Source organism: Shewanella sp. SR43-4, assembly GCF_014163845.1.
GTDB lineage: Bacteria > Pseudomonadota > Gammaproteobacteria > Enterobacterales > Shewanellaceae > Shewanella > Shewanella vesiculosa.
The window spans coordinates 122088-149069 of record NZ_JACJEB010000002.1; the positions used below are offsets into that span (position 1 = coordinate 122088).

Sequence of the window (26982 nt, forward strand, 5' to 3'; positions counted from 1 at the left end):
GTAAATATAAAAAGTAACCACTTAACATTAATTTATGAATACACAACTAGGAAGGTCGATATTGAATTGTTATAAGAGGGTTTTGAAGTACTTAAGTTATAGAGACTGTCATGAATAAAAAGCAACTCATCCAATCAATGGCCAATAAAATGGACCAACCTCAAGCTCAAACAAAGCAACAACTTGAACAGATCCTAGCCATTATTCATCAAGGTTTAGCTGAAGGTGAGAAAATCTACATTCCACAATTTGGCACGTTTGAATTGCGTTTTTACTTACCTAGAGTAGGCCGTAATCCACAAACGGGTGCAGCCATAGAGATTGACGGATTTAATCAACCCAGCTTTAAAGCGTCGCCAACATTAAAAGCGCTAATCAACGATTAACTGAGGCACTAGAGAGTAAAAGCCGAGGTACTAGAACGCTTCGCTGCTAGAGGCTATAACTGCAGTAGCTAAAGGGTGATTTGCAGGCTGTTGAATGCTAGGTCACTGAAGTCAGCGTTAAACCTTAAAAGCCGAGATGCTAAAACGCTTCGAAGCTAGAGGCTATAACTGCAGTAGCTAAAGGGTGATTTGCAGGCTGTTGAATGCTAGGTCACTGAAGTCAGCGTTAAACCTTAAAAGCCGAGATGCTAAAACGCTTCGAAGCTAGAGGCTATAACTGAAGTAGCTAAAGGGTGATGTGCAGGCTGTTGAATGCGAATGTCACTGAAGTCAGCGTTAAACCTTATAAGTCTGAGTACTAGAGTGTTTAGCAGCTATAGGCTATAACTCTGTAATATTCAGACCTCAAACGCTCTTATAGCCACGTAGCGAACTAGTAGGATGAAGTCCGCCCTAGCATCTAGGCTCGTTCGCTCTTATCGCCCTCACCTTCTTTTGCGTTTGTTACCCTTAACGACCAAATTACAGACGTAAAAAAGCCCCAACATAAGTTGAGGCTTTTTTACACCACTCTCTATTACTAGAGATTATAATGGTACCCGAGGCCAGACTTGAACTGGCACGCTTATTCAGCGAGGGATTTTAAATCCCTTGTGTCTACCGATTCCACCACTCGGGCAAACTGAGCGTGTTTTGATAAAAATATCAACTCACTTAATTTGTTATTACGTTAGGTAAACCAAGCTGCTTTCGCGTCCGGCTTAACTTGGGGCACACTTTACTGATTTTTTTGAGCCAAGCAACTAAAATTTTCATTACATCAAACTGAACGCTTTAAAAAACGTCAATCCGATGTAAAATCCAACAAAACAAAGTGCTTAGCACAATAAATAATTAATTTGCTCTTACTGGTGTTAAGCCTTTACTGCGATTAGTTACCGCTTCTTCAATCTCAAAACCGGCTTCACTCCACACTTGAGCTTCTTCAACATTAAAGGCTTCTTTGGCCCAAATCGTTGCTGTATCTAACGTGAAGTTTGCTTTTATCCAACCATCAGATTCTGCAGGTCCAAACCCTCTGACACGCCAATTTTGCGCTTGGGTTGAATCAAACCCTATCGCTTTCCATTGACTGATCTCACGCTCAGACATACCTTGCCAACTCGGTGCAGATGCGCAAGCTACTAGTAACAAGACCAATAAACCAACCAATACTTTTTTCATACATTCCTAATCATTAGTATTAACGCCGCAGCGCATAAATTGTCGAATAACAGCTCAATAGGCCGTAAATTTTGAGAATCATATCTGAGAAAAAACTTTTGACAAGTAGGCGAGCAATATATAATTTTTATCAATAAAAAATAACAAAAAAGGCCGCTTTCGCGACCTTCTATAAACAAAGCAAAACTGATGTATTAGCTACGCTGACGCGTTGGTTTGCCGTGATTACCCACTACTTTATGCTTATGAACTGCACGGCGAATTTTAGCACTTTTCACTTTAGAACGAGCAACACTGTGTTTGTCCGAGCCTAAAATTGAACGTGTCTCAGGTTCTAAACCAGCAAGTTGACGTAAGTAGTTCACTTGGTCAATTGGCAGTTCAATCCAGCCACCACGAGGCAAAGTTTTTGGCAATTCAACTTGACCATAACGCACGCGGATTAAACGGCTAACTTGTACGTCTTGAGACTCCCACAAACGACGCACTTCACGATTACGTCCTTCGCGAAGGGTAACATGCCACCATTGATTGATGCCTTCGCCGCCCGCAGCTTTGATGGTATCAAACTGGGCAGGGCCATCTTCTAAGGTCACACCGGTACGTAAACGCTGCACTGCAGCCTCTGGCACTTCACCAAAAGTACGCACAGCGTATTCACGCTCTACTTCATTAGACGGATGCATTAAACGATTAGCTAATTCACCATCACAGGTAAATAATAGTAACCCTGAAGTATTAATATCTAAACGCCCTACCGCAACCCAACGAGCATCACGCACTTTAGGTAAACGTTCGAACACGGTAGTACGACCTTCAGGATCTTTGCGCGAGCAAATTTCACCTTCAGGTTTATGGTATGCCAGTACACGACAAATAATGTCGTCAGCTGATTTTAATGAAACGGCACGGCCATCAATACGTATTTTGGCATCAGCCTCAACACGATCACCTAAACCAGAAATTTCACCGTCAACACTAACTCGGCCTGCAGCAATCCATGCCTCCATCTCACGACGGGAGCCATGGCCTGCACGGGCCAAGACTTTCTGCAATTTTTCACTCATTAGCGGGACTCTTTAAAGAAGTTTCATAAAAAACAAAAGGTTAATTACTCTTGTTTTATTGTCTTTTTAGGATTGTACCCGCCTAAGGCGCATACAATTAGAAAAGTGCGTAGATTATACGCTGAATGGGGCTGGTGAGCAAAAAATACCACAGTTACATTCAACTAAGGATAAGAGATAACTGAAACGCAGCAAAATCAATCTATGCTATGTCATCAATATCAAGCTGGCGATTAGTTTGCGAACAAGACCAATGGAGGCGTAAAAGCTGACCGATTTTGAGTCAGCCATTGTTGATAACAGAAATACATTAAGCAGCCTGCAGTACAACGTCGCTAATGATAGATTAATGCCTTCAAAAAGGCTGCTGGCACTATTGCATCAGCAGCCTTAATCAATCAAATAGCATTATTGATCGATCAGCGAGTCACTTTAAGGTTAAACACTAGGCTATACATAACGGGCAACACCACTAAAGTTAATAGTGAAGCAAAACCTAAACCAAAGATGATGGTAATCGCCATAGAACCAAAAAAAGCATCACTAATTAAAGGGATCATGCCCAACATGGTGGTAATCGCAGCCATCATAACAGGGCGAACACGACTCACACACGAATCAACCAGTGCAAATCCAGCCTCTTTCCCCTCTTCAAGTTCAAGATTGATTTGATCAACCAACACTATGCCGTTTTTGATCACCATCCCAGACAGGCTCAACAATCCAAGTAATGCCATAAAGCTAAACGGAGCATCAAATATCAACAACCCTGCTGATACACCAATAACCGCCAACGGTACCGTAAACCAAATGACCAAGGGTTGTCGTACAGAGTTAAACAGAAACACTGTGATTAAAAACATCGCTAAATAACCCATGGGAATTGAGCTAAAAACAGCTGTTTGCGCTTCGCCTGCCGATTCAAACTCCCCGCCCCACTCCAAGCGATAACCGGAAGGCAGTTTAATCGCCTCTATTTTATGTCTAACTTTTTTGTGCACTGAGTCTGCAGTTTCGTTAGAGCCCAGTTTAGGATCTGCCAAGACAGCCAACATACGAATACGATCACGGCGCATCACCAAAGGGTTTTCCCATTCAGTGCTGAACTCACTGACGACTTGCGTTGCTGGGACAAAGGTATTGTTCTCTGTACTCCAGATTTGCATCTTCCATAAACTATCCGCTTGAAGCCGTTCTGCTGCTGGTGCACGAGCAACAATCGGTAACAGATGGCTGGTTTCACGGTACAAGCCAATTTGTTTACCGCTAAAGTTAACCAATAAGGCATTATCTAAATCTTGTTTACTGATGCCGGTTTCACGTGCTTGAGCATTTTGTAATTGTGGACGGATGAGTGGCACTTGGTTGCGCCAATTGTGGCGAACACCGTCCATTGTCGGTTCGTTTCTAAAAATACTTTCCGCTTGCGCGGCTAAACTGCGCAGCACTTGAGGATCTTCGCCATAGAAACGCGCTTCAATTTTCGCCGCTGGTGATGGACCATTCTCCATATTTTTTAAACGGTATTGTGCTTGGGGAAAATGGCTATTTAACAACTGTTCAACTTGGGGCATATAAGCCTTAACGGCTGCTAGGTCGTGCATTTCTACGATAAGCTGAGCAAAGGCTGGATAGCCTTTTTCAGGCTGATAAGGTAACACAAAACGCTGGGCACCCTGACCGATGACAGATGTCAGGTGCACTAACCCGGAGTCATTAAGCTCACTTTCTTGCAGTAGCTTTTTCTCTATTTCGCCAGTAAATCGTTCCGTGGCTTTAATGTCTGTCCCTTCAGGCATCCATACATCAACAAAAAATATTGGCGTATTTGATGCAGGAAAAAATACGTTCTTAATGTGACCAAAGCCTATCACTGCGGTGACTAACATCGCCAACACCACTGACAATGTCACTAGACGAAAACGTAATACAAAATACAGAAAACGACGATAAGTGGTAAACAACCAGCCTTTATAAGGGTCTACCTGTTCAGCTTGTGGTGAAGTCTCTTTGAATAACAAATTACAGAAAAATGGCGTTAAGGTGATTGCTGTAATCCAACTAATAAACAAAGAAATCATTAACACTTGAAACAATGAACGACAAAATTCACCGGCCGCATTTTGTGACAAACCAATTGGTGCAAAGGCAATAATGGCAATCACAGTTGCGCCTAATAATGGCCACTGAGTTTGCGATACCACTTGCTTGGCGGCTTCAAGACGAGTTTTACCACGCTGTAAGCCAATCAAAATACCTTCGGTGACCACAATCGCGTTGTCGACTAACATACCTAAGGCAATGATCAGCGCCCCCAGAGATATCAACTGCAATTCAATGTCCAATACCTTCATTACAATGAAAGTACCTAAAATAGTTAACAGCAGAATTAGGCCCATCAATAATCCAGAACGCAGGCCCATAAATAATAATAATACTGCGATGACAATCGCAATCGACTCTAAAAGGTTAATCAAAAAACCTTGTACGGTATGATCAACCGCAGAGCTTTGGTTATAAACCGTATCAAGGCTCATCCCTAAAGGCCGTTGGGATTCAAGCGCAACTAAACGCTCGCTCACACGCTTGCCCACATCAACAACGTTTACGCCGCCTGAAAACGCAATACCTAACGATAATGCCGCCTCACCACTATTGTGATAAAGCACATTAGGGGTCTCGTCATAGTCTTTTTCAATATTGGCAATATCTCCAAGGTAAATAAGTTCAGTACTGCCCGGTGAACTGACGACTAAACGAGACAACTCTTCTACAGAACTAAACTCACCAGTGGGATGTAAACGGATACGATTATCACCAATCACAATGCTGCCAGCATTAGACACCACATTTTGATTGTTCACTAATCCATAGATGTAACTTTGGTCTAAACCAAGCGCTGACAGTTTTTGCTGTGAAATCTCAATCACCACTTGCTCTGTCACATCTCCTACCACAGAGACTTTTTTTACCCCGGGAACAAGCACCAACTCACGGCGTAAATAGTCGGAATAGTTGCTCAGTTCTCGATTACTAAAATCGTTGCCTGACAAGTTCAATAAAATACCGTATACATCACCAAAGTCATCAATCACTTGTGGCTTAGCGGTACCAGGTGGTAAGCCCCCTGTGGTGTCATTTACTTTTCGACGCACCTCATCCCACACTTGGGGTAAGCGATGTTTGTCATAATTGTCTTTAATCTCAACCTGAATTTGTGATAACCCAGCACTGTTGATAGAAGTGATGTGTTTAATGCCATCAAGCTGCTGCAACGCATCTTCAAGCGGCAAGGTCACTTCTTCTTCCACTTGCTCAGGCGATGCACCAGGATAGGCGGTGATCACTAGCGCTTGTTTAATGGTAAATTCTGGAAACTCTAATTGTCCTAGTCCCGTAAAAGCCACACTGCCACCAATAAGCAGTAAAAATACAAACATCCAGCTAATCACTTTATGATTAATGGAATATTCAGCAACATTCATCAACTACACTCCCCGTTGCCAGCGTAATGGCTTCACTTTCATGCCTGCAGATAATTGCGACAATCCAGCAGCAACAATAACGTCGCCTTTTTGCAAACCACTCAACACTTCAACACCATCTGTACTTACGCGACCAAGCGTCACTTTCACCGGATTAATGTCACCGCTATCTGGCTGATAGCGCCATACCGTCACCTCACCAGTTTGATCTTGTTTGTCTACAGCAGAAATAGGCACAATCGCAGTAAAGCCTTGTGGTGATTCGTTAAGCGTAGCTAAGGTTAATTCAGCACTCATGCCTGGCAGTAATTGCACATTGTCAGGTTGTGGTAATGAAAACACCACTTCATAGGCTTGGGTGCCCGGTGTCACTTGGGTTGAGTATTCTTTAAATTTGGCATCAAACGACATGCCCTCTACTGCGCTAAAACGTACTTTTGCCGCTAAGCCATTGGCAATATCTTGAGTTAAGACTGCTGCCATAGCTTCAGGCACTTGAATAGTGACATCAAGCAAATGATTATTTTGCAGGGTCATTACCCCTTGGTTTGCCTGAACAATTTGGTGATTATCCACTAGTCGCTTAGCAATAGTGCCATTGAATGGTGCTTCTAAACGGGTATAACTCACTTGGTCATTGGCTGCTGCTAGCGCGGCTTTGGCCGACTTAAGTTGGGCTTTACTGCTGTCAAATAGTGCTTGGGAAATCAGTTTACGATCGAGTAGCGTTTGATTACGGCTAAAATCGGCCAGCAACAAATCGTACTCAGCTTCACGCGTCATTAAATTATTACGCGCATCGCGATCGTCTAATTGAGCCAGTAAAAAACCTTGTTTAACCTGCTGCCCTTCCACAAGATCCAGTCTGACAAGCTGACCTGAAATCCGAAATGATAATTGTGCTCGACTGTTGGCTTCAACTCTGGCAGGAAATTGGCGAATAGTATTGCCTGAAGATTTCGCGACCTCAAACAATTTAACGGGGCGTACAAGCTCTTCTTGTACGGCGCTTTCGACAGGCGTACAACCAGCTAGAATAGTAGAAATAAGCAATGCCAACGGCAATGTTGAGCGATATTTCATCGATTATGTTCCTTGGTAACAGAGATTTAAACTGACGTAATGACAACATCATCATCCCTTTTTGAGATGACAGTTAATTTACAATTGGTTCGAACAATACGCTGAATTATAGTTGCAATAAATGGGTTTATTTGGGAATATCAATCCCATTATTTGAGTTTGACTTATCAAGCATTATTAGAGCAAACAATATGAAAACTGAAGACATTGCATTATTCCACCGCATCGTCGAAACTGGCAGCATTCTTGAAGCGGCTAACTTATTGAATTTGCCTAAGTCGACCGTCAGTAGACGCTTGCAATCGTTAGAGGAGTCATTAAATTTAAAGCTGTTTCACCGTCAAAGCCGCGCCATCACCCTCACGTCCGCAGGCAGTCATTTCTACCAAAAAACCTTAACTATGCTAGCTGATTTAGCACAGACATTAGATGAAATCACCGATAACAAAGCTGAACTCAATGGCCATCTGCGGATATTAATCTTCCCTATCCCAGAGATGATGGACATTGTCAGCAAAATTTTTAATTTTATGGACGCAAATCCAAAGCTGTCAGTTGAAATTATTAGCAGCACAGAACCCCTCGATATGGTCAGACACAATATCGATATTGCATTTATGGTCCAAGAAACGTTTAGCGAAATAGACATGGTGGCAAAACCGATTATTCGCGAAGAGTTATATTTTGTTGCCAGTCCACAATATCTGGCTAACGCCGGAACACCGCATTCACCAGAGGACATAGAACAATATAATTCGATTTTATTTCGCTTCCCTAATGGTAAAACCTTCAGCGAAGTGCCTTTGGCAAATGATGCGATGCAAGCGGTCAAAGGTAATTTGTGTACCAATAGTATCCAACTCGCTTATGAAGCAACGCTTTCTGGTCGCGGCATAGGTTATTTACCTTTGCGAATTTGTCAGGAGGATTTTAAGCATGGCAAATTAGTGCGATTGTTTGATGAACTCCCACCTTATATGGCGGTAGTCTTTTTAGTTTACCCTTCGAGGCGTTTTTTAAGTCTTGCCAGCCAACGCTTTATCGATTATATGTTAGCCAATCTGCCTCAAAGTGGCCATTATCAATCGCCGTCGGCACATGTAAAAGTGTGGATGTGATAAAGCGACTGGACCAACTCTTAGATATTGATGAGGAAAACGAATAGCGCTAAAGGTGCACCAAGATGTTACCGATAAGGGTTATATCTCATGCTTAATTAATCATGTGGCTGATGCGAAGGGTTATTATCGTTTTGATTGTCAGGATCAATGTCATTGTTAACCGCGCCATCTTGTTCATCAAACTTAATAGCTCCATCTGGCTCAGATACCTCATCAATGGTAACGACGTCATCGTTATCTGGATCAACGACGGTTTCAAGCTCAGATTGATTGTCCATGCCTAGCTGAGCTTTTTCAAATAAAGCATGTAAAGAGTCGGCATCAGTTAAGGCTGGCAAGTCGGCTAGCTTGGTAAGATTAAAGTAATCGAGAAATACACTGCTGGTGGCAAATAACGCAGGCCTACCAGGCACCTCTTTATGGCCCACTACTTTAATCCACTGGCGATCGACTAAGCTTTTTATGATATGGCTGCTAATAGCCACGCCTCTTATGTATTCAATATCGCCACGAGTTACCGGTTGTCGATAAGCAATAACCGCTAAGGTCTCCAGGGTTGCACGTGAATACTTAGGAGATTTCTCTTGCCATAGCGGTTGCAGGTAAGGACTGAGCATTTCCTGAGTTTGGAAGCGATAACCACTGGCAACTTTCACTAGTTGCACTCCACGCTCTTGATAATCTAGTTGTAATTCATCAAGCACTTCCTGAATGCGCAGGCGCGACACACTAAAGTCAGCCAACACAGTTTCTTTGATAGCGTTAACTGACAATGGCTTAGCTAAGACAAATAAACTGGCTTCGATAAGTTGCTTTAGCTGTGTAGGATTAATTGGCTTCATGGATCTCTTCGAATATCGTTAACCTCAACTTTGAATAAAAGAGAGGGATAAATCGTTAATATTTGCGTTATGTTAAGTCCGTAATATCAAACTTGTCATGTGTTTTGCTCACAGCGTTGAGCTTGATTAATAGGCTTTTACATAAATGGGCGAGAAAGGTTCATTTTGTACTAATTCAACCAGTAACTCTTTAACCAGCTCCATAAGTGCCAAAAAGCTCACGACCACACCGGCTCGGCCTTCACTGACATCAAACAAACACTCAAAACCAATGAATTCGGTACTGGATAACCTGGCTAAAATTTGGCTCATACGCTCGCGGGTTGATAACTGTTCGCGCTTAACATGATGATCTTCATTGGCATCAATGCGTTTCAGCACTTCACCAAACGCGCGGGCAATATCCACCAGCGACACTTCAGGTGGCACAGTGACAGGTTTAATGTCTGGAGCTGCACTCACCGATGCTTGTAATACATCTCGCTCAATCCGTGGTAATGCATCGATATCTGCAGCAGCTTGCTTTATCACTTCATAGGCTTTTAATTGCCGGATCAGCACCACCCGAGGGTCTTCTTCCTCATCATTTTCACTGGCCATTTTAGGCAAAAGCAAACGTGACTTAATTTCAGCTAAGGTTGCGGCCATCACTAAATAATCAGCCGCCAGCTCAATCCGTGCTTCAGTCAGGATCTCAATATAGAGTAAATATTGCTGGGTAATTTGTTGAATGGGTAAATCAACCACATCCAATTTTTGTTTGCGAATAAGATACAGCAATAAATCCAGCGGGCCCTCGAAGGTTTCAAGAAACACTTCTAAGGCCTCAGGCGGAATAAACAAGTCTAGTGGCATGCTATCAAGTACTTGGCCACGAACCACTGCCAATGGCAGGCTCTGCTGGCTACCTTGCATATTTATCCTTGACGGTTCATCAACCATGGTAACCTGTGGTTATTCAAATGCACTGGTATCGCCAGCACCGTGACGTAATATCACCATCTCATCTTCAGACATATCAATCACAGTCGTTTGATTTTCAGGCAAATAGCCGCCATGAATAATACCTTCGACTAGGTGATCGAGAATGTCGCGAATATGCTCAGGGTCTGACTCAGCAAATTGCTCATTTGGCATTACCAAACTGGTGGTCATCATCGGCTCACCCAATGCTTCAAGTAACGCCAATGCAATAACATTATTCGGCACGCGGATACCTATGGTGCGTTTTTTATCGCATTGTAACCGGCGCGGCACTTCTTTAGTGGCTTTGAAAATAAACGTATATGGCCCAGGCATACAGCTTTTTAATAAACGATATGCTTGATTATCAACCCGGGCAAAATTAGCCAGTTCAGATAAATCACGACACATTAACGAAAAATTGGTGTCGTTTTCAATTTGGCGAATACGCGCCATGCGCGTCATGGCATTTTTTTCGCCAATCATACAGCCTAATGCATAACCAGAGTCTGTTGGGTAAACAATGACTCCACCTTGTTTAAGAATCGCCACAGCCTGGTTTATTAACCTTGCTTGTGGGTTTTCATCATGAATATACCAAAATTGACTCATGCTCTTTCCGTCCAATGTTGTGATTGCCAAACCCATTCCACACCTTGAGGTTGGAATAAGTTTTTACCTAGCTCGATCCAATTACTGGGGAAGTGGAAATCGCTCCCCACAGAAGCAAGTAGGTTATTTTGCTTACTTAATGCGATAAGATTATTACGATCATCCAATGTTTGCTGGCCTAGAATAACTTCCATTGCATCGCCACCGGCCTCTGCAAATTCACGTACTAAGCGCTTAAGCCATTTGGCCGATAATTTGTAACCACTAGGGTGAGCCAAGACTGCAACGCCACCCGCTTGATGAATGTGGTCTATCGCATTGGCCATGTCGCCCCAATTATTAGGCACATAACCGGTTTTTCCGCGCGCTAAGTAACGTTTGAACACGCTCGGCATATCTGTCGCATGACCATTATCAGCTAACCATCTTGCATAATGGCCACGGCTCAGTGCGGCGTCGCCAGCAATTGCTTTTGCGCCGTCATAAGCCCCTTCAATCCCGGCCTTAGCTAAACGCTCGCCAATTTCTTGGGCACGCACTTCACGCAATTGGCGTTGCTGAGTTAAAAAGTCTAATAATCCAATATGGCCGATATCTAAGTTTAAACCGACAATATGAATATCAAAACTGTTCCAACGCGTTGAAATCTCACAACCATTAATTAACACTAATGGTGTGGCGTGCGCTTGATTGGCAAGATGCGCTTCTGCTAACCCTCCGACTGTGTCGTGGTCAGTAATAGCAAACATCTCGACGCCTTTTTCAATAGCGCGAGTTAATAATTCGGTTGGTGTTAATTGACCGTCTGATGCGGTCGTGTGGCTATGAAGATCGGCCAGGAGAGTCTCTGTAATCATGTGCTTATTGTACAAGAGTAGCGATAAAAATACTGCTTGGATTTATGAATAAATGATGGCAATTGATGAATTATTTATACACAAGCCACCTAAAGCGCTCAATAATTAGCCGCTCGTTATCCTGGTTGTCATTTTTTAATGGCTTTTGAGAAATATTCAATTGACATTACTCTCCAGCTGGGTTTTCCTATAGGCATTAAACAAAGACATAACATAGCGATTAACGATGACACATTCTTTAGCTTCATTACACATTACTTGGTGGTGGCACTTCCCAAATTAACGGGTGGTGTGAAGCGTTGTGCTCATTTTTAAGAGACAAGATTTTACCAAAAAGCCCGCAGAAATGTGGGCTTTCTTGTTATCTGGCCCATGCAAAATTAGTCACTCGGGTTACACAATATTAGAGGCCAATAGATGATAAATAAACATGATACAAGGAGCGGCGACATAGTGACGACAACAGTGACTACACCAAATCAACTCGCTCAGGTTACCACGCAAAAGCAGGCACTAACCTACCATACAGATCCGCTAAAACTGTATCAGCAAGTGACTAATAACGCGCCGCATACCATGCTGTTAGAGTCTGCGGAGGTTGAAAGTAAAGACCATTTAAAAAGTATCGTCCTCACCCATGCGGCAATGATGATTCGTTGCGACGGTTATCAGCTTAACTTTAGCGCATTAACTCAAAATGGTGCCGCGCTGTTAGCGCCAATAGCGAACTTCTTCGGTGATGCACTGCAACAACGAGATAATGATACTCTCATCGTGACGCTGCAAAAAGCCACCGAGTTACAAGATGAAGATGCACGGTTAAAGTCAACATCGCCTCTTGATGGCTTAAGAATGTTTATCAAGCACATACAAACTAATAATCCGCTTAAATTTGAAGATTTATTCTTAGGTGGTGTATTAGCATATGACTTAATTGATACCGTCGAGCCACTCCCTGCTGCGCCCAATGCGCATAATGATTGCCCTGACTATTTATTTTATCTAGCTGAGACACTTATTTTAATTGACCATCAAACTCAGCAAGCTGAGATTGTCAGCCACCAATTCGGTCAAGACAACATCATTGCAGAGCAATTAGCCTTGCAACTGCAACACGTTACCGAACAATGCGCTGAGCTAGGTGATATTGCTCAATTAACGCCAGTGACAACCGACGAAGAAGTTAACATCACCGACGAGCAATTTAAGCAGACCGTGATTGATTTAAAAGAACATATTGTCGCCGGTGATATTTTCCAAGTGGTGCCATCACGTTGTTTCAGTCTACCTTGTCCGAATACCCTTGGGGCGTATCGGGCTTTGCGCTTAACCAATCCTAGTCCGTATATGTTCTATTTCAGAGGTCCTGATTTCACCTTATTTGGCGCATCGCCAGAAAGTGCCCTGAAATACGATGCGGCCAGTAACCAAGTCGAAGTGTATCCCATTGCTGGCACCCGAAAGCGCGGTAAAAATGCCCAAGGTGAGATTGATTTTGACCTAGACAGTCGTATAGAGCTCGAGCTGCGTTTGGATAAGAAAGAATTGTCTGAACATTTAATGCTAGTCGATTTAGCCCGCAACGACATTGCTCGCATCAGCCAAAGCGGTAGCCGTAAAGTGGCCGAACTGTTAAAAGTTGATCGTTATTCGCACGTGATGCATTTAGTCAGTCGCGTCACCGGTCAATTACGCTTAGATTTAGATGCCCTGCACGCTTATCAAGCCTGCATGAACATGGGAACTTTAGTGGGCGCGCCAAAAGTACGTGCATCGCAATTAGTTCGCCAAGCAGAGCAAGCTCGTCGCGGCAGTTATGGTGGCGCTGTAGGTTACCTCAATGGTCTTGGCGACATGGATACCTGCATTGTTATCCGTTCAGCCTTTGTTAAAAATGGGGTTGCTCATATACAAGCAGGTGCTGGCGTGGTATTTGATTCAGACCCACAAGCCGAAGCCGATGAAACTCGTCAAAAAGCCCAAGCGGTTATCTCAGCAATAAAGATGGGAGGTGGCCTATGAGCACTGCAACCACACAAGCCAGTAACCAAGCGACTAACCGCATGAAACTGTACTTACTGGATAACTTTGACTCATTCACCTACAACTTAGTCGATCAATTCCGCAGCCTTGGTTGTGAAGTCATCATTTACCGTAATGATGTCAGCGCCGATTATGTTGCACAAAAGCTTATCAATGAAACCTCAAAAGCAGCCTTGGTATTATCACCAGGCCCAGGGGCCCCTCATGAAGCGGGCTGCATGATGGAACTGATTGGTAAAGTAGCCGGCAAAGTTCCAATGCTGGGCATTTGTTTAGGTCATCAAGCTATGGTCGAATATTATGGCGGCAAAGTAGAACGAGCACCATTTGTGGTTCACGGTAAAGCCAGCCCCACCTTCCATAATGGTCAAGGCGTATTTGCCAATTTACCCTCACCATTACCGGTTGCGCGCTACCACAGTTTGGTGGCGACAAAGGTACCTGATTGCTTAGAAATCATTGCCACTACCGATGATATGCCGATGGCAATATTGCATCCACAACATCAAGCAATAGGCTTTCAGTTTCATCCAGAATCAATTTTAACCACCTTAGGTAGCCAACTGCTGACGCAAACATTAGCGTATTTAACCCAAGACCACGCCTTTACTGGAGGAGAATAATGGATAATCTGCAAGCTTTATTCGACCGCCTTTATCAAGGTACTGCGTTAACTCGTGAACAAATGGCACAAGTTTTTAGCGCGATTATTCAAGGGGATATGCAACCTGCCACCATGGCGGGGATGTTAGTGGCGCTAAAAATGCGTGGCGAAACCATTGATGAAATAGCCGGAGCGGCAGACGCATTACGGCAAGCCGCTAAACCCTTCCCACGCAGTGATGCCTCAAAACAAAGCGGCATTGTTGATATTGTCGGTACCGGTGGTGATGGACATAACACCATCAATATTTCCACTACAGCCGCTTTTGTTGCCGCTGCAGCTGGCGCTAAAGTCGCAAAACATGGTAATCGCAGTGTATCGAGTAAGTCTGGCTCATCTGACTTATTATCCCATTTCGGTATTGCACTCACCATGGCACCAGATGCCGCAAGCCAGTGTTTAGATAAACTGGGTTTATGTTTCTTATTTGCGCCGCATTACCATGGCGGAGTAAAACATGCTGTGCCGGTTAGACAAGCGTTAAAAACCCGGACCATTTTTAATGTGCTAGGACCGTTAATAAACCCTGCAAGCCCAGAATTTATGCTTCTAGGTGTTTACACACTTGAACTGATCGAGCCTATCGCACATGTGCTCCATGCTTTGGGGGTAAAACGCGCCATGGTGGTACATGGTAGTGGTTTAGATGAAGTGGCATTGCATGACAATACCTATGTGGCAGAACTAAAAGACGGTGTGGTGCGTACTTACCAACTTAGCCCTGAAGATTTAGGGGTTAAGCGCGCGAGTATCGAGCAACTCACCGGCGGCGAACCGGCAGACAATGCCCTCATAACGCAAGCTATTTTACAAGGTAATGGCCTCCCTGCTCACCGAGATGCTGTGGCCATTAACGCAGGTTGTGCTTTATATATCAGTGGTGTGTGCGACTCAGTTCAAGCCGGTACACAGCTAGCATTAGCAACCCTTGCCAGTGGCGCTGCCTTCACCTTATTAACCGATTTAGCTGCAGTGAGCCAAGCAGGAGAACACCATGAGTAAGCCAGAAAATAATGTATTAACCCGCATCGTTGCAACTAAAGTCGCGCATATTAGCGCACTTAAATTGCGTTTCCCCGAAGCCAGCTTACAACCTAAAATATCAGATCGTAGCTTATTTGATGCGTTGAAAGCGCCGGATGCTCAGTTTATTTTTGAATGTAAAAAAGCCAGCCCTTCAAAAGGACTGATCCGCGCCGACTTTGATGTAGAAGCTATCGCTGATATTTATACTCGATATGCTGCAGGCATCTCTGTGTTAACCGACGAAGAATTTTTCCAAGGTGACATGGACTACATTCCTAAAGTGCGCGCTAGAGTGACTCAGCCGATTATTTGTAAGGACTTCTTTGTCGACCCTTACCAAGTGAAATTAGCGGCTCACCAAGGCGCTGATGCCATTTTACTGATGCTGTCAGTGCTTGATGATCAACAATATCGATTATTAGCAAACGAAGCGGCAAAGTATCACTTAGATTGCTTAACTGAAGTCAGTAACGAAGCAGAATTAGTTAGAGCGATTGATCTAAACGCGCCGATTATTGGTATTAATAACCGTAATTTACGCGACTTAAGTACCGACCTTGCCACCACAGAATTATTAGCACCGCAAATCCCCGCTGACAGAGTGGTGATCAGTGAGTCAGGGATTTATTATCATCAGCAAGTGTGTCGCTTAAACCCATTAGTTGACGGTTACCTTGTCGGTAGCTCAATAATGGCGCAAGACGATATTGATTTAGCCTGTAGACAATTGATTTATGGTAATAATAAAGTTTGCGGCTTGACTCAAATTGACGATATTGCAGCAGTGGCACAAGCTGGCGCAGTATTTGGAGGATTAATATTTCATCCTAAATCACCCAGAGCTGTAACGCCAGCACAAGCAAGTGACTTAGTCGCCCAAATGCAGCAACATCATATTGGATTAAACATGGTCGGCGTGTTTGTTAATCATGCCGTTACTGATATCGCAGCTTTAGCCAAAACACTGGATCTTTTTGCAGTGCAACTACATGGCGATGAAACAGAACTTGAAATTAAAGAGTTAAAAACATTACTGACTGAGCAGCAACTTAGCACCGAGATTTGGAAAGCCATTGCAATTGACAGTCAGAGCGGTGAAGTGAGTCCAAAACCTGCCGGGGCCGATCGTTATTTGTACGACAGCAAATCTGCACAGCAATTTGGTGGCACAGGGCAAACATTTAACTGGCAAGCCAATATTGGTAATAAACAAGACGCCATCTTGGCCGGCGGATTGACCGCAGAGAATGTTTATCTTGCCAGCCAACAGGGATTTTATGGGGTCGACTTAAATTCAGGAGTAGAATCAGCTCCTGGCCATAAAGACCATCAAAAACTGAACGCTGCATTTGCCCAGTTACGCCGCAATTAACATTGAATAACGAACAACGAATAACGAATAACGAATCAACATGAATATACGATTACTCAAAGGGAACATTTATGACCGAGCTCAAGCTTAACCCTTATTTCGGCGAATACGGTGGTATGTATGTACCGCAAATTTTAGTGCCTGCATTAAAACAACTCGAAACAGCCTTTATTGACGCGCAACAAGATGAAAGCTTTATCGCTGAATTTACCGACCTGCTGAAAAACTATGCAGGCCGCCCAACAGCGCTAACACTTACCCGTAATTTAAGTCCAAATCCTATGGTAAAAATCTACCTAAAACGTGAAGACTTACTCCATGGTGGCGCCCACAAAACCAACCAAGTGTTAGGTCAAGCGTTGTTAGCGAGACGTATGGGTAAAAAAGAAATCATCGCAGAAACAGGTGCTGGTCAACATGGCGTAGCCACTGCCCTAGCCTGTGCGCTTTTAGGCTTAAAATGTCGAGTTTACATGGGTGCTAAAGACATTGAACGTCAATCGCCAAATGTGTTTCGAATGAAATTAATGGGTGCTGAAGTGATTCCTGTGACTTCAGGTTCATCAACCCTAAAAGATGCCTGTAACGAAGCCATGCGCGACTGGTCAGCAAGTTATGATAAAGCTCACTACTTACTCGGCACCGCTGCTGGGCCACATCCGTTCCCGACAATTGTGCGTGAATTTCAGCGTATTATTGGAGAAGAAACCAAAAAACAAATTCTTGAAAAAGAAGGCCGTTTACCTGACGCTGTCATCGCCTGTGTTGGCGGAGGCTCAAATGCTATTGGTATGTTTGCCGACTTTATTGACGAACCGTCAGTTGAATTAATTGGTGTTGAACCGGCAGGAAAAGGACTTGATACGGCAATGCACGGCGCGCCGCTTAAACACGGTAAAACCGGTATATTCTTTGGCATGAAATCACCGTTAATGCAAAACAGTGATGGTCAAATTGAAGAGTCGTATTCTGTTTCTGCCGGGCTTGATTTCCCCTCGGTAGGCCCGCAACATGCACATTTAAATGCCATTGGTCGTGCACGATATGAATCAGCAACCGATGATGAAGCGTTAGAGATGTTCCAAACGCTCGCTCGCTGTGAAGGTATCATTCCGGCATTAGAATCAGCCCACGCACTTGCTTACGCAGTTCGCATGGCAAAAGAAGCGACTAAAGAGACCATTTTAGTGGTTAATTTATCAGGCCGTGGTGACAAAGATATTTTCACTGTGGCAGATATTTTAGAAGCGAAACAAAAACAACAGGAGAGCGGCAATGAGTAACCGTTATCAAGCAAAATTTGCTGCACTTAAGGCACAGAATCAAGGTGCGTTTGTTCCTTTTGTCACCATTGGCGATCCGAGCCCTGAATTATCGTTAAAGATCATTCAAACCTTAGTTGATAATGGTGCTGATGCACTTGAATTAGGTTTCCCTTTTTCAGATCCATTAGCTGATGGCCCAGTAATACAAGGTGCTAACTTACGCTCATTAGCCGCTGGAACTAAACAAAGCGATTGCTTTGATATCATCGCAAAAATACGTGCGCAATATCCTGATCTGCCTATCGGACTATTACTGTATGCCAACTTAGTATTTTCCAATGGTATTGATGAGTTTTACGCCAAAGCACAAACTGCAGGTGTAGATTCGGTATTGATTGCCGATGTGCCGGTTGAAGAGTCAAAACCTTTTAGTTTAGCCGCAAAAGCACATGGTATCGCACCTATCTTTATCGCACCGCCTAATGCTGATACTGACACCTTAAAAATGGTCAGTGAACAAGGTGAAGGATATACCTATCTATTATCGCGTGCCGGCGTTACGGGTACTGAATCAAAAGCCGGTGTGCCAATTGAGAATATTCTGGCACAATTGATCGAATTTAATGCCCCACCGCCACTATTAGGTTTTGGTATTGCCGAACCAGATCAAGTGCGCTCGGCCATCAAAGCCGGTGCCGCAGGCGCGATATCAGGTTCTGCCGTGGTTAAAATTATCGAAGCTAATCAACATGATGAAGTCACATTACTGGCAAAACTTGCTCAATTTACCGCAGCAATGAAAGCGGCAACCTAGAAAAGTTGTGTTCTTAATAGAAAAGTAAAAACAAAAAAAGGCGCTTAAAGCGCCTTTTTTAATGGATGCCCCTAACATTCTGCTTAGGGGTGTATCAAGTGATTATAAAATCGCTACACCAATTGAAACCACTTGAGTAATTAACCCGCCTGGTGATTCTACTTCAACAATGAACACTCCAGTGTTAGGTTGGTCTTCACCTTTTAGGGTAGCCGTGAACTGACGGCCACCATTATAGTTAGTGCTTGGCCAAGTATATTCGCTGGTACTTACCACAGAACCTGCAGAGGTTGTAAATCTAACAATAGTCCCTGCTGGCATTTGCTGATTATGTAAATCAGAAATAGTAAATGTTGCAGTTGCAGAACCTTTTCCGATAATTTGAATACTACCGCCAGTATGAGTACCTGTACTGTCTGCTATAACAATGTTATTTGACTCAGTAGCATAAGCAGTACTACCAGACATCACTATGACAAGACTTCGACGTACAAACAAAGACTTAGAATCACTTGTACCATCAGCACATGCACTGTGAACAGGGTCCGAGCAAAGTACCCCATTGTATTTGCCGTCTTTTAAATCAAATACACCATTTGAATTAAAATCAACTAGCTTTTCTAATGAACCACCTGACTGACCACCCGTTTGTTGCGGGTTGAATATTCCATCTTCGTTATAATCATTAAAGGCATCATTTAAATCAAATGCTTGCCCAGTGACGTCTGTACCAGAAAGAAATTCAGATGCTTCTGCAGCATCAAAACGACCATTACCGTTTAAATCAGGAAAAGACTCTTCACCAATTGCGGTTGCAGTAACCGTTGCACGACCACCGTATTTTTGACCATATATATTGCCATAAATACCCAACGTTGAATCAAAAGCTAAATCAGCATTAGGATTACGGAACATCTGCCCCGCGCCATTGAGAATCGTCTCACCTTCTGGTCTTGGCAACTGACTGGTCCATTTTACTGAACAAGCTCCATTAAGCGTTTGACATGCATCTTCAATAGAGCCACCTTCGGTAGTAAAAGATACCGTGGTTCCATCAGGTACAGGGTTATTAAACGCATCGGCCATACGGGCTACGACCGTAACTTCAGTTCCATCAACATCCCAACCTTCAGCATTTAATATTGTCGCAGATAATGAGAAACTGTCTTGATCAGGAATGCCTGTTGAAACAATTAACTGGCTAGACTGACTCGATATTGCAGGGATTGAGCCATTGTCTACCGTCGCAGTGACTCGCAGCGAGGTAGCCACTGTACCTGTAGTGACTACCGTTTGAACTAAACCACTGTTGTCGGTTGTGGCTTGTAAAGGATCAATTTTCACTCCACCAATTTCGGTATTGAGTTCAAATAATACATTTTGATTAGTCACAACGTTATTATTTTTATCTAGTACTTTAAATTTAACCACAGATGATTCAACACCACCGGTACCCAAAATACTAACATTCTCAGGTGTTGCAGATACAAATACGATACTACCTACATCCGCCTGCAGTACATTAATAGTCCCAACTGCTGATAAACTAATGCCACCGGCGTTTGCTGTGACGTTAATTTGATCTTCACCAACACAACCTTGAGCCCGATAAGTTGATGTTGCAACGCCATTACTTGATGAAACAGGAGAGCTGATCACCGCCTGAGCAGGGCTTTTTGTCGCACAGGTTGACGAGAAATTCACATCAACTGGCTGAGTAAAAGGATTACCTTGATCATCTTGAATCAAAACTGAAACCGTTGCAGTACCGCCCGCCGAAAGATCGGCTGTACTTACCGATGCTACACCTTGAACAAACGGTGTTCCGCTGCCCATCACAACATTGGTGGCACCGACGACAACAATCGTCGAACCCGTTTCATTAGTTGATAACGAAGCGGTTGCTTCGCCGGCACCTAAAGAGCTACCCGCATAAATATCGACGGTCGCCTTTCCTTGTGCATTAGTCACTGCTGTTTTAACCGGCAAATCACCTATTGGACTATCAAAAGTGACAATAACAGACTTAGAAAGCCCACTAACCGTAGCCGTTAATTTACCAGGAGATAATGTGTTGATTGATTCAATGGCATTACCAGCTGCATCAGTTAATACCAATGAAACTTGCGCGCCACCGCCTGCTACACCACCATCACCGGCCATAGTCACATTGAGTGAACTTGTCTCGCCAGATGAAGTGGTTGCCGTGACGGTCGCACCAGTGTTGATTGCGGCGGAATTTAACTGAACAGTAGCAATACCATCAGCATTAGTAGCAACTTCACCTGTACCAGGAGCAAAAGTGCCGTATTGAGCATTATTTAATGAAAAAGAAACCAGGGTACTGACTGCAGCCCCCGTTGAGTCTTTGACAGTCGCAGTAATAGTTGCAGGTTCTGCAACAGAAATTTGATCGTTATCAATACTTAACGTAATAGAGACTGTTGGATCGGGAGTTGTTCCTCCTCCAGTGCCATCATCTGTTATAGCGCCGCCGCCACCACATGCGACGAGAAAAAAAGTACATAAAAGTGCGAAATAAACTTTATATGCTGACCTCATTGTCAGGCTCCCTGTTACATTGAAATAAAACTTAAGAATTATTATAGTTACTTATATTTAAACAATACACAAACATCCTATAACTTTAGCATAACTATAATAATTTCTTTGCTATTTATCGGCTAAAACTTTCACTTTTAGGCCATTTCCTAAGTTAACGATTCCTGCTAGTCTTTAGCGCATTCAATAAAGAAATAAAATAATATGATGAAAAGGAACACTCTGTGAGTAAACAATACAAGCTCGGACTCACGAGCAAAATTTTATTTGGCATGGCATTAGGCATTATATTTGGCCTAGTATTGAGAAACTCTTTTCCTGATAGCCAATTTATTCAAGAGTACATTACCGATGGATTCTTGCATGTCATTGGCACTATCTTCATCTCAAGCTTAAAAATGCTTGTCGTACCTTTAGTATTTATCTCATTAGTGTGCGGTACTTGCTCCCTTAGCGATCCATCTAAACTGGGGCGTCTTGGTGGCAAGACCATATCCTTCTATTTATTCACTACCGCTATTGCGCTCACGATTGCGATTCTAGCCGCAGTGTTGATCCATCCTGGTAATGCTAGTTTGGCCGGTAACGCATTAGAATACTCAGCAAAAGACGCACCTAGCCTGTCTGAAGTCATTATTAATATTGTACCGACAAACCCTATGCAAGCCATGAGTGAAGGCAATATGCTGCAGATTATCCTATTTGCAGTTGTTTTTGGCTTTGCCATCTCACATATTGGTGAACGCGGTACGCGTATAGCGTCATTTTTTAACGATTTAAATGATGTGATTATGCGTGTAGTTACCTTGATTATGCAGCTCGCGCCTTATGGTGTGTTTGCACTGATGGCGACTCTCAGCTTAACGTTAGGCTTAGAAACCTTCGGTAGTGTAGTAAAATACTTCTTCCTGGTCGTTGCAGTATTATTTATTCAAGGCTTAGTGGTATACCCGACGTTATTAAAGTTATTCTCAGGCCTGAGTCCGCTGATGTTTTTGCGTAAAATTCGTGATGTGCAACTGTTTGCCTTTAGTACAGCCAGTTCAAATGCCACATTACCTGTCACCATTGAAACAGCTGAACACCGAATGGGGGTTGACAATAAAATTGCCTCATTCACTTTACCACTGGGTGCAACACTTAACATGGATGGTACCGCCATTATGCAAGGTGTCGCCACGGTATTTATTGCCCAAGTGTTTGGTATTGAACTGAGCATAATGGATTACGCTACTGTGGTGGTCACAGCAACGTTAGCCTCCATTGGCACTGCGGGGGTGCCAGGCGTAGGCTTAATCATGCTCGCCATGGTGTTAAACCAAGTTGGCTTACCTGTAGAGGGGATTGCATTAATTATTGGTGTCGACAGAATGCTCGACATGATCCGCACCGCGGTGAACGTAACCGGTGATGCGGTAGCGACAGTGATTATTGCTAAATCAGAGGGTGAATTCAATGAACAAATATTCAATGACTCACAAGCGGGTAAAGTCGCTAAAAACTTTGAAGATCAAGTGCTTAATTCCAAAAATTAACACTTAACATCACCTTATATAAAAAAGCGCTAATTTAGCGCTTTTTTATTATCTTTTTTCTGCATAAATATGTCATTATCATCAACTTACATTGATATAGGCTTTCATTATCATTAAAACTCATGGGTAAATGACTCGTCATAGCTTACAAAAAACGGAATAAATATGGACCTTACTTTATTGGCAAGTTTAGCGGTTATTCACATAGTGGCATTGATGAGCCCTGGACCCGATTTCGCCATTATTGTAAAAATGGCCACACAACAAACACGCTTAACCGCACTTTATTGTGCCTTAGGTATTGCGGTGGCGATCTTGATACATACCTTTCTATCTTTGATGGGGATCAGTGTGATGATCCAACAATCTCATATTGCGTTCATGGCTGTACAACTCATTGGTAGCAGCTACTTAGCTTGGATGGGATATGGGGCGCTTAAATCAGCGATGACGAGTATTATCAGCAAACACCGGACTGTAGACATCCCTTCAGTTCAGCAAAATCTCACCCAGGTGGCTATAGTCTCGTCGTTAAAAGGGTTTAAGGTGGGTCTTTATACCAATCTACTCAACCCTAAAGCGCTGATCTTTTTTATTACTTTATTTTCAGTATTAATTACGCCACAAGTCAATCATTCAACCAAAATAGCTGCGACAGTATTATTGTTTGTGTTGTCATTAGCATGGTTTAGCTTGCTGGCATTAGTATTATCTAAACCTCGGGTTCAGCAAAAATTACTCGCAGCGAATACCATTATTGATTTACTGGTAGGAATTATTTTTATTGCCGTTGCGCTGACTATTGCAAGTAATATTATCCAACAAATTATCAGCTAATTGAAATAGATAGACTCATTTAAAGCGGCCTGAGTTTTAAGCCTTATAAGTAATTCGTGGCCAAGATTAATCCGAGGGTTAATCTTAAGGCTGCTTTAGCAAACCTGTATACGATGCCGAGGATAATGGAGTAATCGACGCGCTAGATAATCCACGACAACATTTAAACCCGCAGTGAACACCAATAACAATAAGGCACCGCTAAAGCGGATTTCAGAAAAGTTACTGTCAACATAAAAGCCTAACGTCATCACGCCAAGCATACCCAAAATAGCCGTTTCACGAATAATCACTTCAAAACGATAAAACAGTAATCCCATAAAATGTGGATATAGCGTAGGCACAACCAAATAACTATATTGGTCAATCCTTGGCAGATATGTGAGCGGAACACTCACGTTGTCAGCTTGGCGCGCCATTAAAAATACCATAAGACCGGCATTGTGTAATGCTAGCGCGATAATAGCGGGTAACATAGAAGGACCCAGCAACATCATAAACACAAAAGCCAATAAATATTCTGGCAGTGAACGTAATATTAAATTAACCGCACGCATGAACAAGATGATCAGGTTTGGCATCATTAAACGCGTGTTTAGCGGCAACAATATCATGGTGAATAAGTGAGTTAATCCTAAGGCACAAAAAGCCAATACTAAAGTGGCAATCATTCCCGGAAACACTTGTTGGCTTATTAATTCATAAACCCAGTCAAACAACTTTGATAAATTATCTGCATCAAACCAGGTAAAAAAAGCCTGCCCTTGGAGCATTGGCGGTAAGATATCAACACTGATAAAGCGCCAAATAAGTTGCGAGTCAATCACAGGTATTGGTGGTAAAAAATACACCGCAAGCGGTAAATATAGCCACAGCAAAATCGGTTTAGCCCAAAAGCGTATGCTGCCAATTAATAACACAAATAAAATCAGTAATGCCCCACCTTGCTCATAACGCCCTTGACGAAAAGCGGATTCTAAATAAAAGCCTAATGTCGGCATACCAATAAAACCCAATACCGCACTACTGCGCAATGCACATTCAAAACGATAACGAATATAATCAATAATCTGTGGATACATGTGCATCCAACGTCCATAGATAAATGCCGATAATTTATCAGTACCCTTGGGCAGTGAAAATAAAGTATGGATTGGCGCTTGTTGTAATATATCCGCAAAAACTCGGGCAAATGTGGCAGCATAAGGTAGTGCAATGGCTAAGATACCGGTAATGGCTGATAGACCAAAGATCTGTAAAAATATCAGCGCCCAGAAAATCTCATGGATCGCACGGATAAAGGCACACAAGGCCGCAATTAAGGGATGCTGATACCACAAGGCTAATGGAAATCCCACTAGCAATCCAACCGTGATCCCAAGCAAGGCAAAACTAATAGTTTGCCACAGTGCATCAAACAGATTCTCTGTCGCAAAAAAATCGGGATGCACAAAACCATGCCACATACGGCCGAGTTCGGACCAAGGATCGATTGCTATCACTTCGGTATCAGCAAAAAACCAACACACAGATACCGTAACTAAAAGTAGTAAAGTGATTTTCTGCCAGTGGCCCACAAAAGCGCGTCCACGAAAAATCATAGCGTCAGACATAATAGAAAAGACAGTAACAGCACACAGATAGAGCTGTGATAAGCAATATAATGAGCTGCAGCGATGTGATCATATTCACGCCATAACCTGCTTTGGCATATCGGCCAAAGCATAATGCTGTGATAAACGGGCCAGAGATAACTTATCGGCGCCATCATCTAGCACCACTTTGCCCTCGCTAATCACGATAATGCGATCAAAATGCGCTAAGGCTAACTCAGCATCATGCAGCACACAAATCACACTTTGATGTGCTTGTTTAATCAAATTTAATAGCCGTAAGCCCATTAATGGATCTAATGCAGAAAAGGGCTCATCACCCATAAAAATGGATTGCTGTTGAAATAATGCTCTGGCTAATGCGACACGTTGACGTTGTCCACCAGACAGCTCACTGACCTTTTGTGTTAATGGCATGGTGAGCTCTAACTGCTGACAAATAGCGGCTATTTGTTGTTGTGGCTTATTAAATGGCAATAATAAATTAGCCATATTGTACCAACGAGAGTAACGCGCTAATCCACCAATAAATACATTATGATATATCGACAAGTTATCAACCAACCCTTGTGCTTGAGAACACAAACAGGTTTGCTGAGCCAATTGTAGATATAGATGATGCAATAACGTGGTTTTACCCACGCCTGAAGGACCTAAAATAGCCACATGTTCATTGGGCTTAAATGACAAATTAACCTTAGATAAAACAATGTTCTGACTATAACCTAAATCAACATCAACCAAAGACAACATTAATCAAGCATTCCAATGGTTTTTGCGACGCGCTCAATCGGCTCATAGTCGTTGTTATGGGCGGGAACAAATGACTCACGAGGGAAACTGGCTAATAAATCTTTATCCGTCATACCAATTAATGTTTTAGTCAGTTTTTCTTTAAAACCTGCACCAAAAGAGTCATCAACGCCAGCACGTACTGTCCATTGATAGTCAGGGTAGCTAGGACTTTCCCAAATAACTTTCACTTTACTGGTATCAACCTCGCCTTTTTCAACAGCAGTGTCCCACACTTTATAATTAACCGCGCCAACTTGGTATACACCCGCTTCGACTTGGCTAATGGTGCGGCTATGATCACCAGAGAAACCGATTCGTTTAAAAATCTGTTCGATCGGCTTACCTAAGTTTCGCTCAATAAAGAACTGCGGCATTAACCGTCCAGACGTTGAATCTTTAGAACCAAACGTAAAAGTATAATCATTTAGTAGCGGGAAATTACTGGAAGGAACAATTTCAGTAGATTGATGCGCAATCAAATAACTCTTAAAGTACTGATCTTCAAAACCTTGAGCGATAGCTTCAGAACCAGGCACTAAGCGACGAGCCTGAACCCCAGATAAACCGCCAAACCAAGCAAGCTGAACTTGATTGTTACGGAACGCCGTTACCGCAGCAGAATAAGACTTTACTGGAATATATTTTACTTCCACGCCCAATTGCTCAGATAAATAATCAGCTACTTTATCAAATCGAGTACGAAGCTGACTTTCATCTTCATCAGGGATAGCAGTAAAGGTAAAGGTTGCACTTAATGCAAACGTCGAAAATAAACTTAAAAAGCTCGCTGCTAATAAATGTGTTAGTTTCATCTTA

21 protein-coding genes, 1 tRNA gene and 1 pseudogene are annotated in these 26982 nt (G+C 42.9%); 10 read left to right on the top strand and 13 right to left on the bottom strand.

All coding sequences use genetic code 11. The annotated features are described in order from the left end of the window. Window positions 1–110: 110 nt before the first annotated feature. Window positions 111–386 (top strand): HU family DNA-binding protein, encoded by a 276-nt coding sequence (locus H5123_RS02845; RefSeq protein WP_124016501.1) that lies wholly within the window; start codon window positions 111–113, stop codon window positions 384–386. Between the two features lie 593 nt (window positions 387–979). On the opposite strand, the gene H5123_RS02850 is transcribed toward H5123_RS02845, so the two are convergent. The 5 genes from H5123_RS02850 to H5123_RS02870 form a co-directional block, all read right to left on the bottom strand. Beyond that, window positions 980–1065, bottom strand: a tRNA-Leu gene (locus H5123_RS02850). A gap of 215 nt (window positions 1066–1280) precedes the next feature. Further along, complete coding sequence (locus H5123_RS02855; protein WP_124016500.1) at window positions 1281–1610, bottom strand: hypothetical protein; 330 nt, start codon at window positions 1608–1610, stop codon at window positions 1281–1283. Window positions 1611–1804: 194 nt separating this feature from the next. Further along, window positions 1805–2677 carry a 23S rRNA pseudouridine(2605) synthase RluB gene (gene rluB / locus H5123_RS02860; protein WP_124016499.1) on the bottom strand — a complete coding sequence of 291 codons (873 nt, stop codon included), beginning with the start codon at window positions 2675–2677 and terminating at the stop codon, window positions 1805–1807. A 419-nt stretch (window positions 2678–3096) separates the two neighbouring features. Continuing rightward, entirely contained in the window at window positions 3097–6162 is a 3066-nt protein-coding gene (locus tag H5123_RS02865; protein WP_182696969.1) for an efflux RND transporter permease subunit, read from the bottom strand. 3 nt (window positions 6163–6165) lie between these two features. Beyond that, the gene (locus H5123_RS02870) at window positions 6166–7245 is read right to left on the bottom strand and encodes an efflux RND transporter periplasmic adaptor subunit (protein WP_182696970.1); all 1080 of its coding nucleotides are present in this window, start codon (window positions 7243–7245) and stop codon (window positions 6166–6168) included. A 191-nt stretch (window positions 7246–7436) separates the two neighbouring features. Here H5123_RS02870 and H5123_RS02875 point away from each other — a divergent pair, with 191 nt between their 5' ends. Next, window positions 7437–8363, top strand: coding sequence for a LysR family transcriptional regulator (locus H5123_RS02875; protein ID WP_182696971.1), 927 nt, complete (start codon window positions 7437–7439; stop codon window positions 8361–8363). A gap of 254 nt (window positions 8364–8617) precedes the next feature. On the opposite strand, the pseudogene scpB reads toward H5123_RS02875, so the two are convergent. From scpB to H5123_RS02895, 4 genes and pseudogenes are all read right to left on the bottom strand, one after another. Further along, window positions 8618–9208: pseudogene (gene scpB / locus H5123_RS02880) on the bottom strand (SMC-Scp complex subunit ScpB); the annotation flags it as partial. A gap of 126 nt (window positions 9209–9334) precedes the next feature. Further along, window positions 9335–10123, bottom strand: a complete 789-nt coding sequence (locus H5123_RS02885; RefSeq protein WP_124016494.1) for a ScpA family protein — start codon at window positions 10121–10123, stop codon at window positions 9335–9337. A 39-nt stretch (window positions 10124–10162) separates the two neighbouring features. Next, a complete protein-coding gene (locus H5123_RS02890; RefSeq protein WP_124016493.1) occupies window positions 10163–10783 on the bottom strand; it encodes an L-threonylcarbamoyladenylate synthase in 621 nt (206 codons plus the stop codon). Continuing rightward, on the bottom strand, window positions 10780–11640 hold the full coding sequence (locus H5123_RS02895; RefSeq protein ID WP_182696973.1) for an RNase RNM: 861 nt from the start codon (window positions 11638–11640) through the stop codon (window positions 10780–10782). Before H5123_RS02895 ends, H5123_RS02890 begins: the two co-directional genes overlap by 4 nt. A gap of 450 nt (window positions 11641–12090) precedes the next feature. Between H5123_RS02895 and H5123_RS02900 the strand changes: the two genes are divergently transcribed. The 6 genes from H5123_RS02900 (at window position 12091) to trpA (ending at window position 18824) form a co-directional block, all read left to right on the top strand. After that, window positions 12091–13662, top strand: a complete 1572-nt coding sequence (locus H5123_RS02900; protein WP_182697081.1) for an anthranilate synthase component 1 — start codon at window positions 12091–12093, stop codon at window positions 13660–13662. Between the two features lie 41 nt (window positions 13663–13703). Beyond that, window positions 13704–14306: an aminodeoxychorismate/anthranilate synthase component II gene (locus H5123_RS02905; RefSeq protein WP_124016534.1), complete on the top strand. Its 603-nt coding sequence runs from the start codon at window positions 13704–13706 to the stop codon at window positions 14304–14306. Then, window positions 14306–15349, top strand: coding sequence for an anthranilate phosphoribosyltransferase (gene trpD / locus H5123_RS02910; protein ID WP_182696974.1), 1044 nt, complete (start codon window positions 14306–14308; stop codon window positions 15347–15349). The genes H5123_RS02905 and trpD overlap by 1 nt, the downstream gene beginning before the upstream one ends. After that, window positions 15342–16745 (top strand): bifunctional indole-3-glycerol-phosphate synthase TrpC/phosphoribosylanthranilate isomerase TrpF, encoded by a 1404-nt coding sequence (gene trpCF, locus H5123_RS02915; RefSeq protein WP_182696975.1) that lies wholly within the window; start codon window positions 15342–15344, stop codon window positions 16743–16745. The genes trpD and trpCF overlap by 8 nt, the downstream gene beginning before the upstream one ends. A 71-nt stretch (window positions 16746–16816) precedes the next feature. Then, window positions 16817–18028: a tryptophan synthase subunit beta gene (gene trpB, locus H5123_RS02920; RefSeq protein ID WP_124016489.1), complete on the top strand. Its 1212-nt coding sequence runs from the start codon at window positions 16817–16819 to the stop codon at window positions 18026–18028. Continuing rightward, window positions 18021–18824 (top strand): tryptophan synthase subunit alpha, encoded by an 804-nt coding sequence (trpA, locus tag H5123_RS02925; RefSeq protein WP_182696976.1) that lies wholly within the window; start codon window positions 18021–18023, stop codon window positions 18822–18824. Before trpB ends, trpA begins: the two co-directional genes overlap by 8 nt. Window positions 18825–18926: 102 nt before the next feature. Here the strand turns inward: trpA and H5123_RS02930 are convergent, their stop codons facing one another. Continuing rightward, complete coding sequence (locus tag H5123_RS02930; protein WP_182696977.1) at window positions 18927–21386, bottom strand: hypothetical protein; 2460 nt, start codon at window positions 21384–21386, stop codon at window positions 18927–18929. Window positions 21387–21610: 224 nt separating this feature from the next. Between H5123_RS02930 and H5123_RS02935 the strand changes: the two genes are divergently transcribed. Both H5123_RS02935 and H5123_RS02940 read left to right on the top strand, forming a co-directional pair. Next, window positions 21611–22921, top strand: coding sequence for a dicarboxylate/amino acid:cation symporter (locus H5123_RS02935; RefSeq protein WP_124016486.1), 1311 nt, complete (start codon window positions 21611–21613; stop codon window positions 22919–22921). A 165-nt stretch (window positions 22922–23086) separates the two neighbouring features. After that, window positions 23087–23758 carry a LysE family translocator gene (locus H5123_RS02940; protein WP_182696978.1) on the top strand — a complete coding sequence of 224 codons (672 nt, stop codon included), beginning with the start codon at window positions 23087–23089 and terminating at the stop codon, window positions 23756–23758. 95 nt (window positions 23759–23853) lie between these two features. Here the strand turns inward: H5123_RS02940 and H5123_RS02945 are convergent, their stop codons facing one another. The 3 genes from H5123_RS02945 to H5123_RS02955 form a co-directional block, all read right to left on the bottom strand. Then, a complete protein-coding gene (locus H5123_RS02945) occupies window positions 23854–25359 on the bottom strand; it encodes an ABC transporter permease (protein WP_259395577.1) in 1506 nt (501 codons plus the stop codon). A gap of 87 nt (window positions 25360–25446) precedes the next feature. Continuing rightward, window positions 25447–26124: an ATP-binding cassette domain-containing protein gene (locus H5123_RS02950; protein WP_182696980.1), complete on the bottom strand. Its 678-nt coding sequence runs from the start codon at window positions 26122–26124 to the stop codon at window positions 25447–25449. Beyond that, window positions 26124–26978: a putative selenate ABC transporter substrate-binding protein gene (locus H5123_RS02955; RefSeq protein WP_182696981.1), complete on the bottom strand. Its 855-nt coding sequence runs from the start codon at window positions 26976–26978 to the stop codon at window positions 26124–26126. Before H5123_RS02955 ends, H5123_RS02950 begins: the two co-directional genes overlap by 1 nt. Window positions 26979–26982: the final 4 nt, after the last annotated feature.

Coding starts and splice junctions, on each gene's coding strand:
- H5123_RS02845 (WP_124016501.1), top strand. CDS start 111: ATGAATAAAAAGCAACTCATCCAATCAATGGCCAATAAAATGGACCAA.
- H5123_RS02855 (WP_124016500.1), bottom strand. CDS start 1,610: ATGAAAAAAGTATTGGTTGGTTTATTGGTCTTGTTACTAGTAGCTTGC.
- rluB (WP_124016499.1), bottom strand. CDS start 2,677: ATGAGTGAAAAATTGCAGAAAGTCTTGGCCCGTGCAGGCCATGGCTCC.
- H5123_RS02865 (WP_182696969.1), bottom strand. CDS start 6,162: ATGAATGTTGCTGAATATTCCATTAATCATAAAGTGATTAGCTGGATG.
- H5123_RS02870 (WP_182696970.1), bottom strand. CDS start 7,245: ATGAAATATCGCTCAACATTGCCGTTGGCATTGCTTATTTCTACTATT.
- H5123_RS02875 (WP_182696971.1), top strand. CDS start 7,437: ATGAAAACTGAAGACATTGCATTATTCCACCGCATCGTCGAAACTGGC.
- H5123_RS02885 (WP_124016494.1), bottom strand. CDS start 10,123: ATGCAAGGTAGCCAGCAGAGCCTGCCATTGGCAGTGGTTCGTGGCCAA.
- H5123_RS02890 (WP_124016493.1), bottom strand. CDS start 10,783: ATGAGTCAATTTTGGTATATTCATGATGAAAACCCACAAGCAAGGTTA.
- H5123_RS02895 (WP_182696973.1), bottom strand. CDS start 11,640: ATGATTACAGAGACTCTCCTGGCCGATCTTCATAGCCACACGACCGCA.
- H5123_RS02905 (WP_124016534.1), top strand. CDS start 13,704: ATGAAACTGTACTTACTGGATAACTTTGACTCATTCACCTACAACTTA.
- trpD (WP_182696974.1), top strand. CDS start 14,306: ATGGATAATCTGCAAGCTTTATTCGACCGCCTTTATCAAGGTACTGCG.
- trpCF (WP_182696975.1), top strand. CDS start 15,342: ATGAGTAAGCCAGAAAATAATGTATTAACCCGCATCGTTGCAACTAAA.
- trpB (WP_124016489.1), top strand. CDS start 16,817: ATGACCGAGCTCAAGCTTAACCCTTATTTCGGCGAATACGGTGGTATG.
- trpA (WP_182696976.1), top strand. CDS start 18,021: ATGAGTAACCGTTATCAAGCAAAATTTGCTGCACTTAAGGCACAGAAT.
- H5123_RS02930 (WP_182696977.1), bottom strand. CDS start 21,386: ATGAGGTCAGCATATAAAGTTTATTTCGCACTTTTATGTACTTTTTTT.
- H5123_RS02940 (WP_182696978.1), top strand. CDS start 23,087: ATGGACCTTACTTTATTGGCAAGTTTAGCGGTTATTCACATAGTGGCA.
- H5123_RS02945 (WP_259395577.1), bottom strand. CDS start 25,359: ATGATTTTTCGTGGACGCGCTTTTGTGGGCCACTGGCAGAAAATCACT.
- H5123_RS02950 (WP_182696980.1), bottom strand. CDS start 26,124: ATGTTGTCTTTGGTTGATGTTGATTTAGGTTATAGTCAGAACATTGTT.
- H5123_RS02955 (WP_182696981.1), bottom strand. CDS start 26,978: ATGAAACTAACACATTTATTAGCAGCGAGCTTTTTAAGTTTATTTTCG.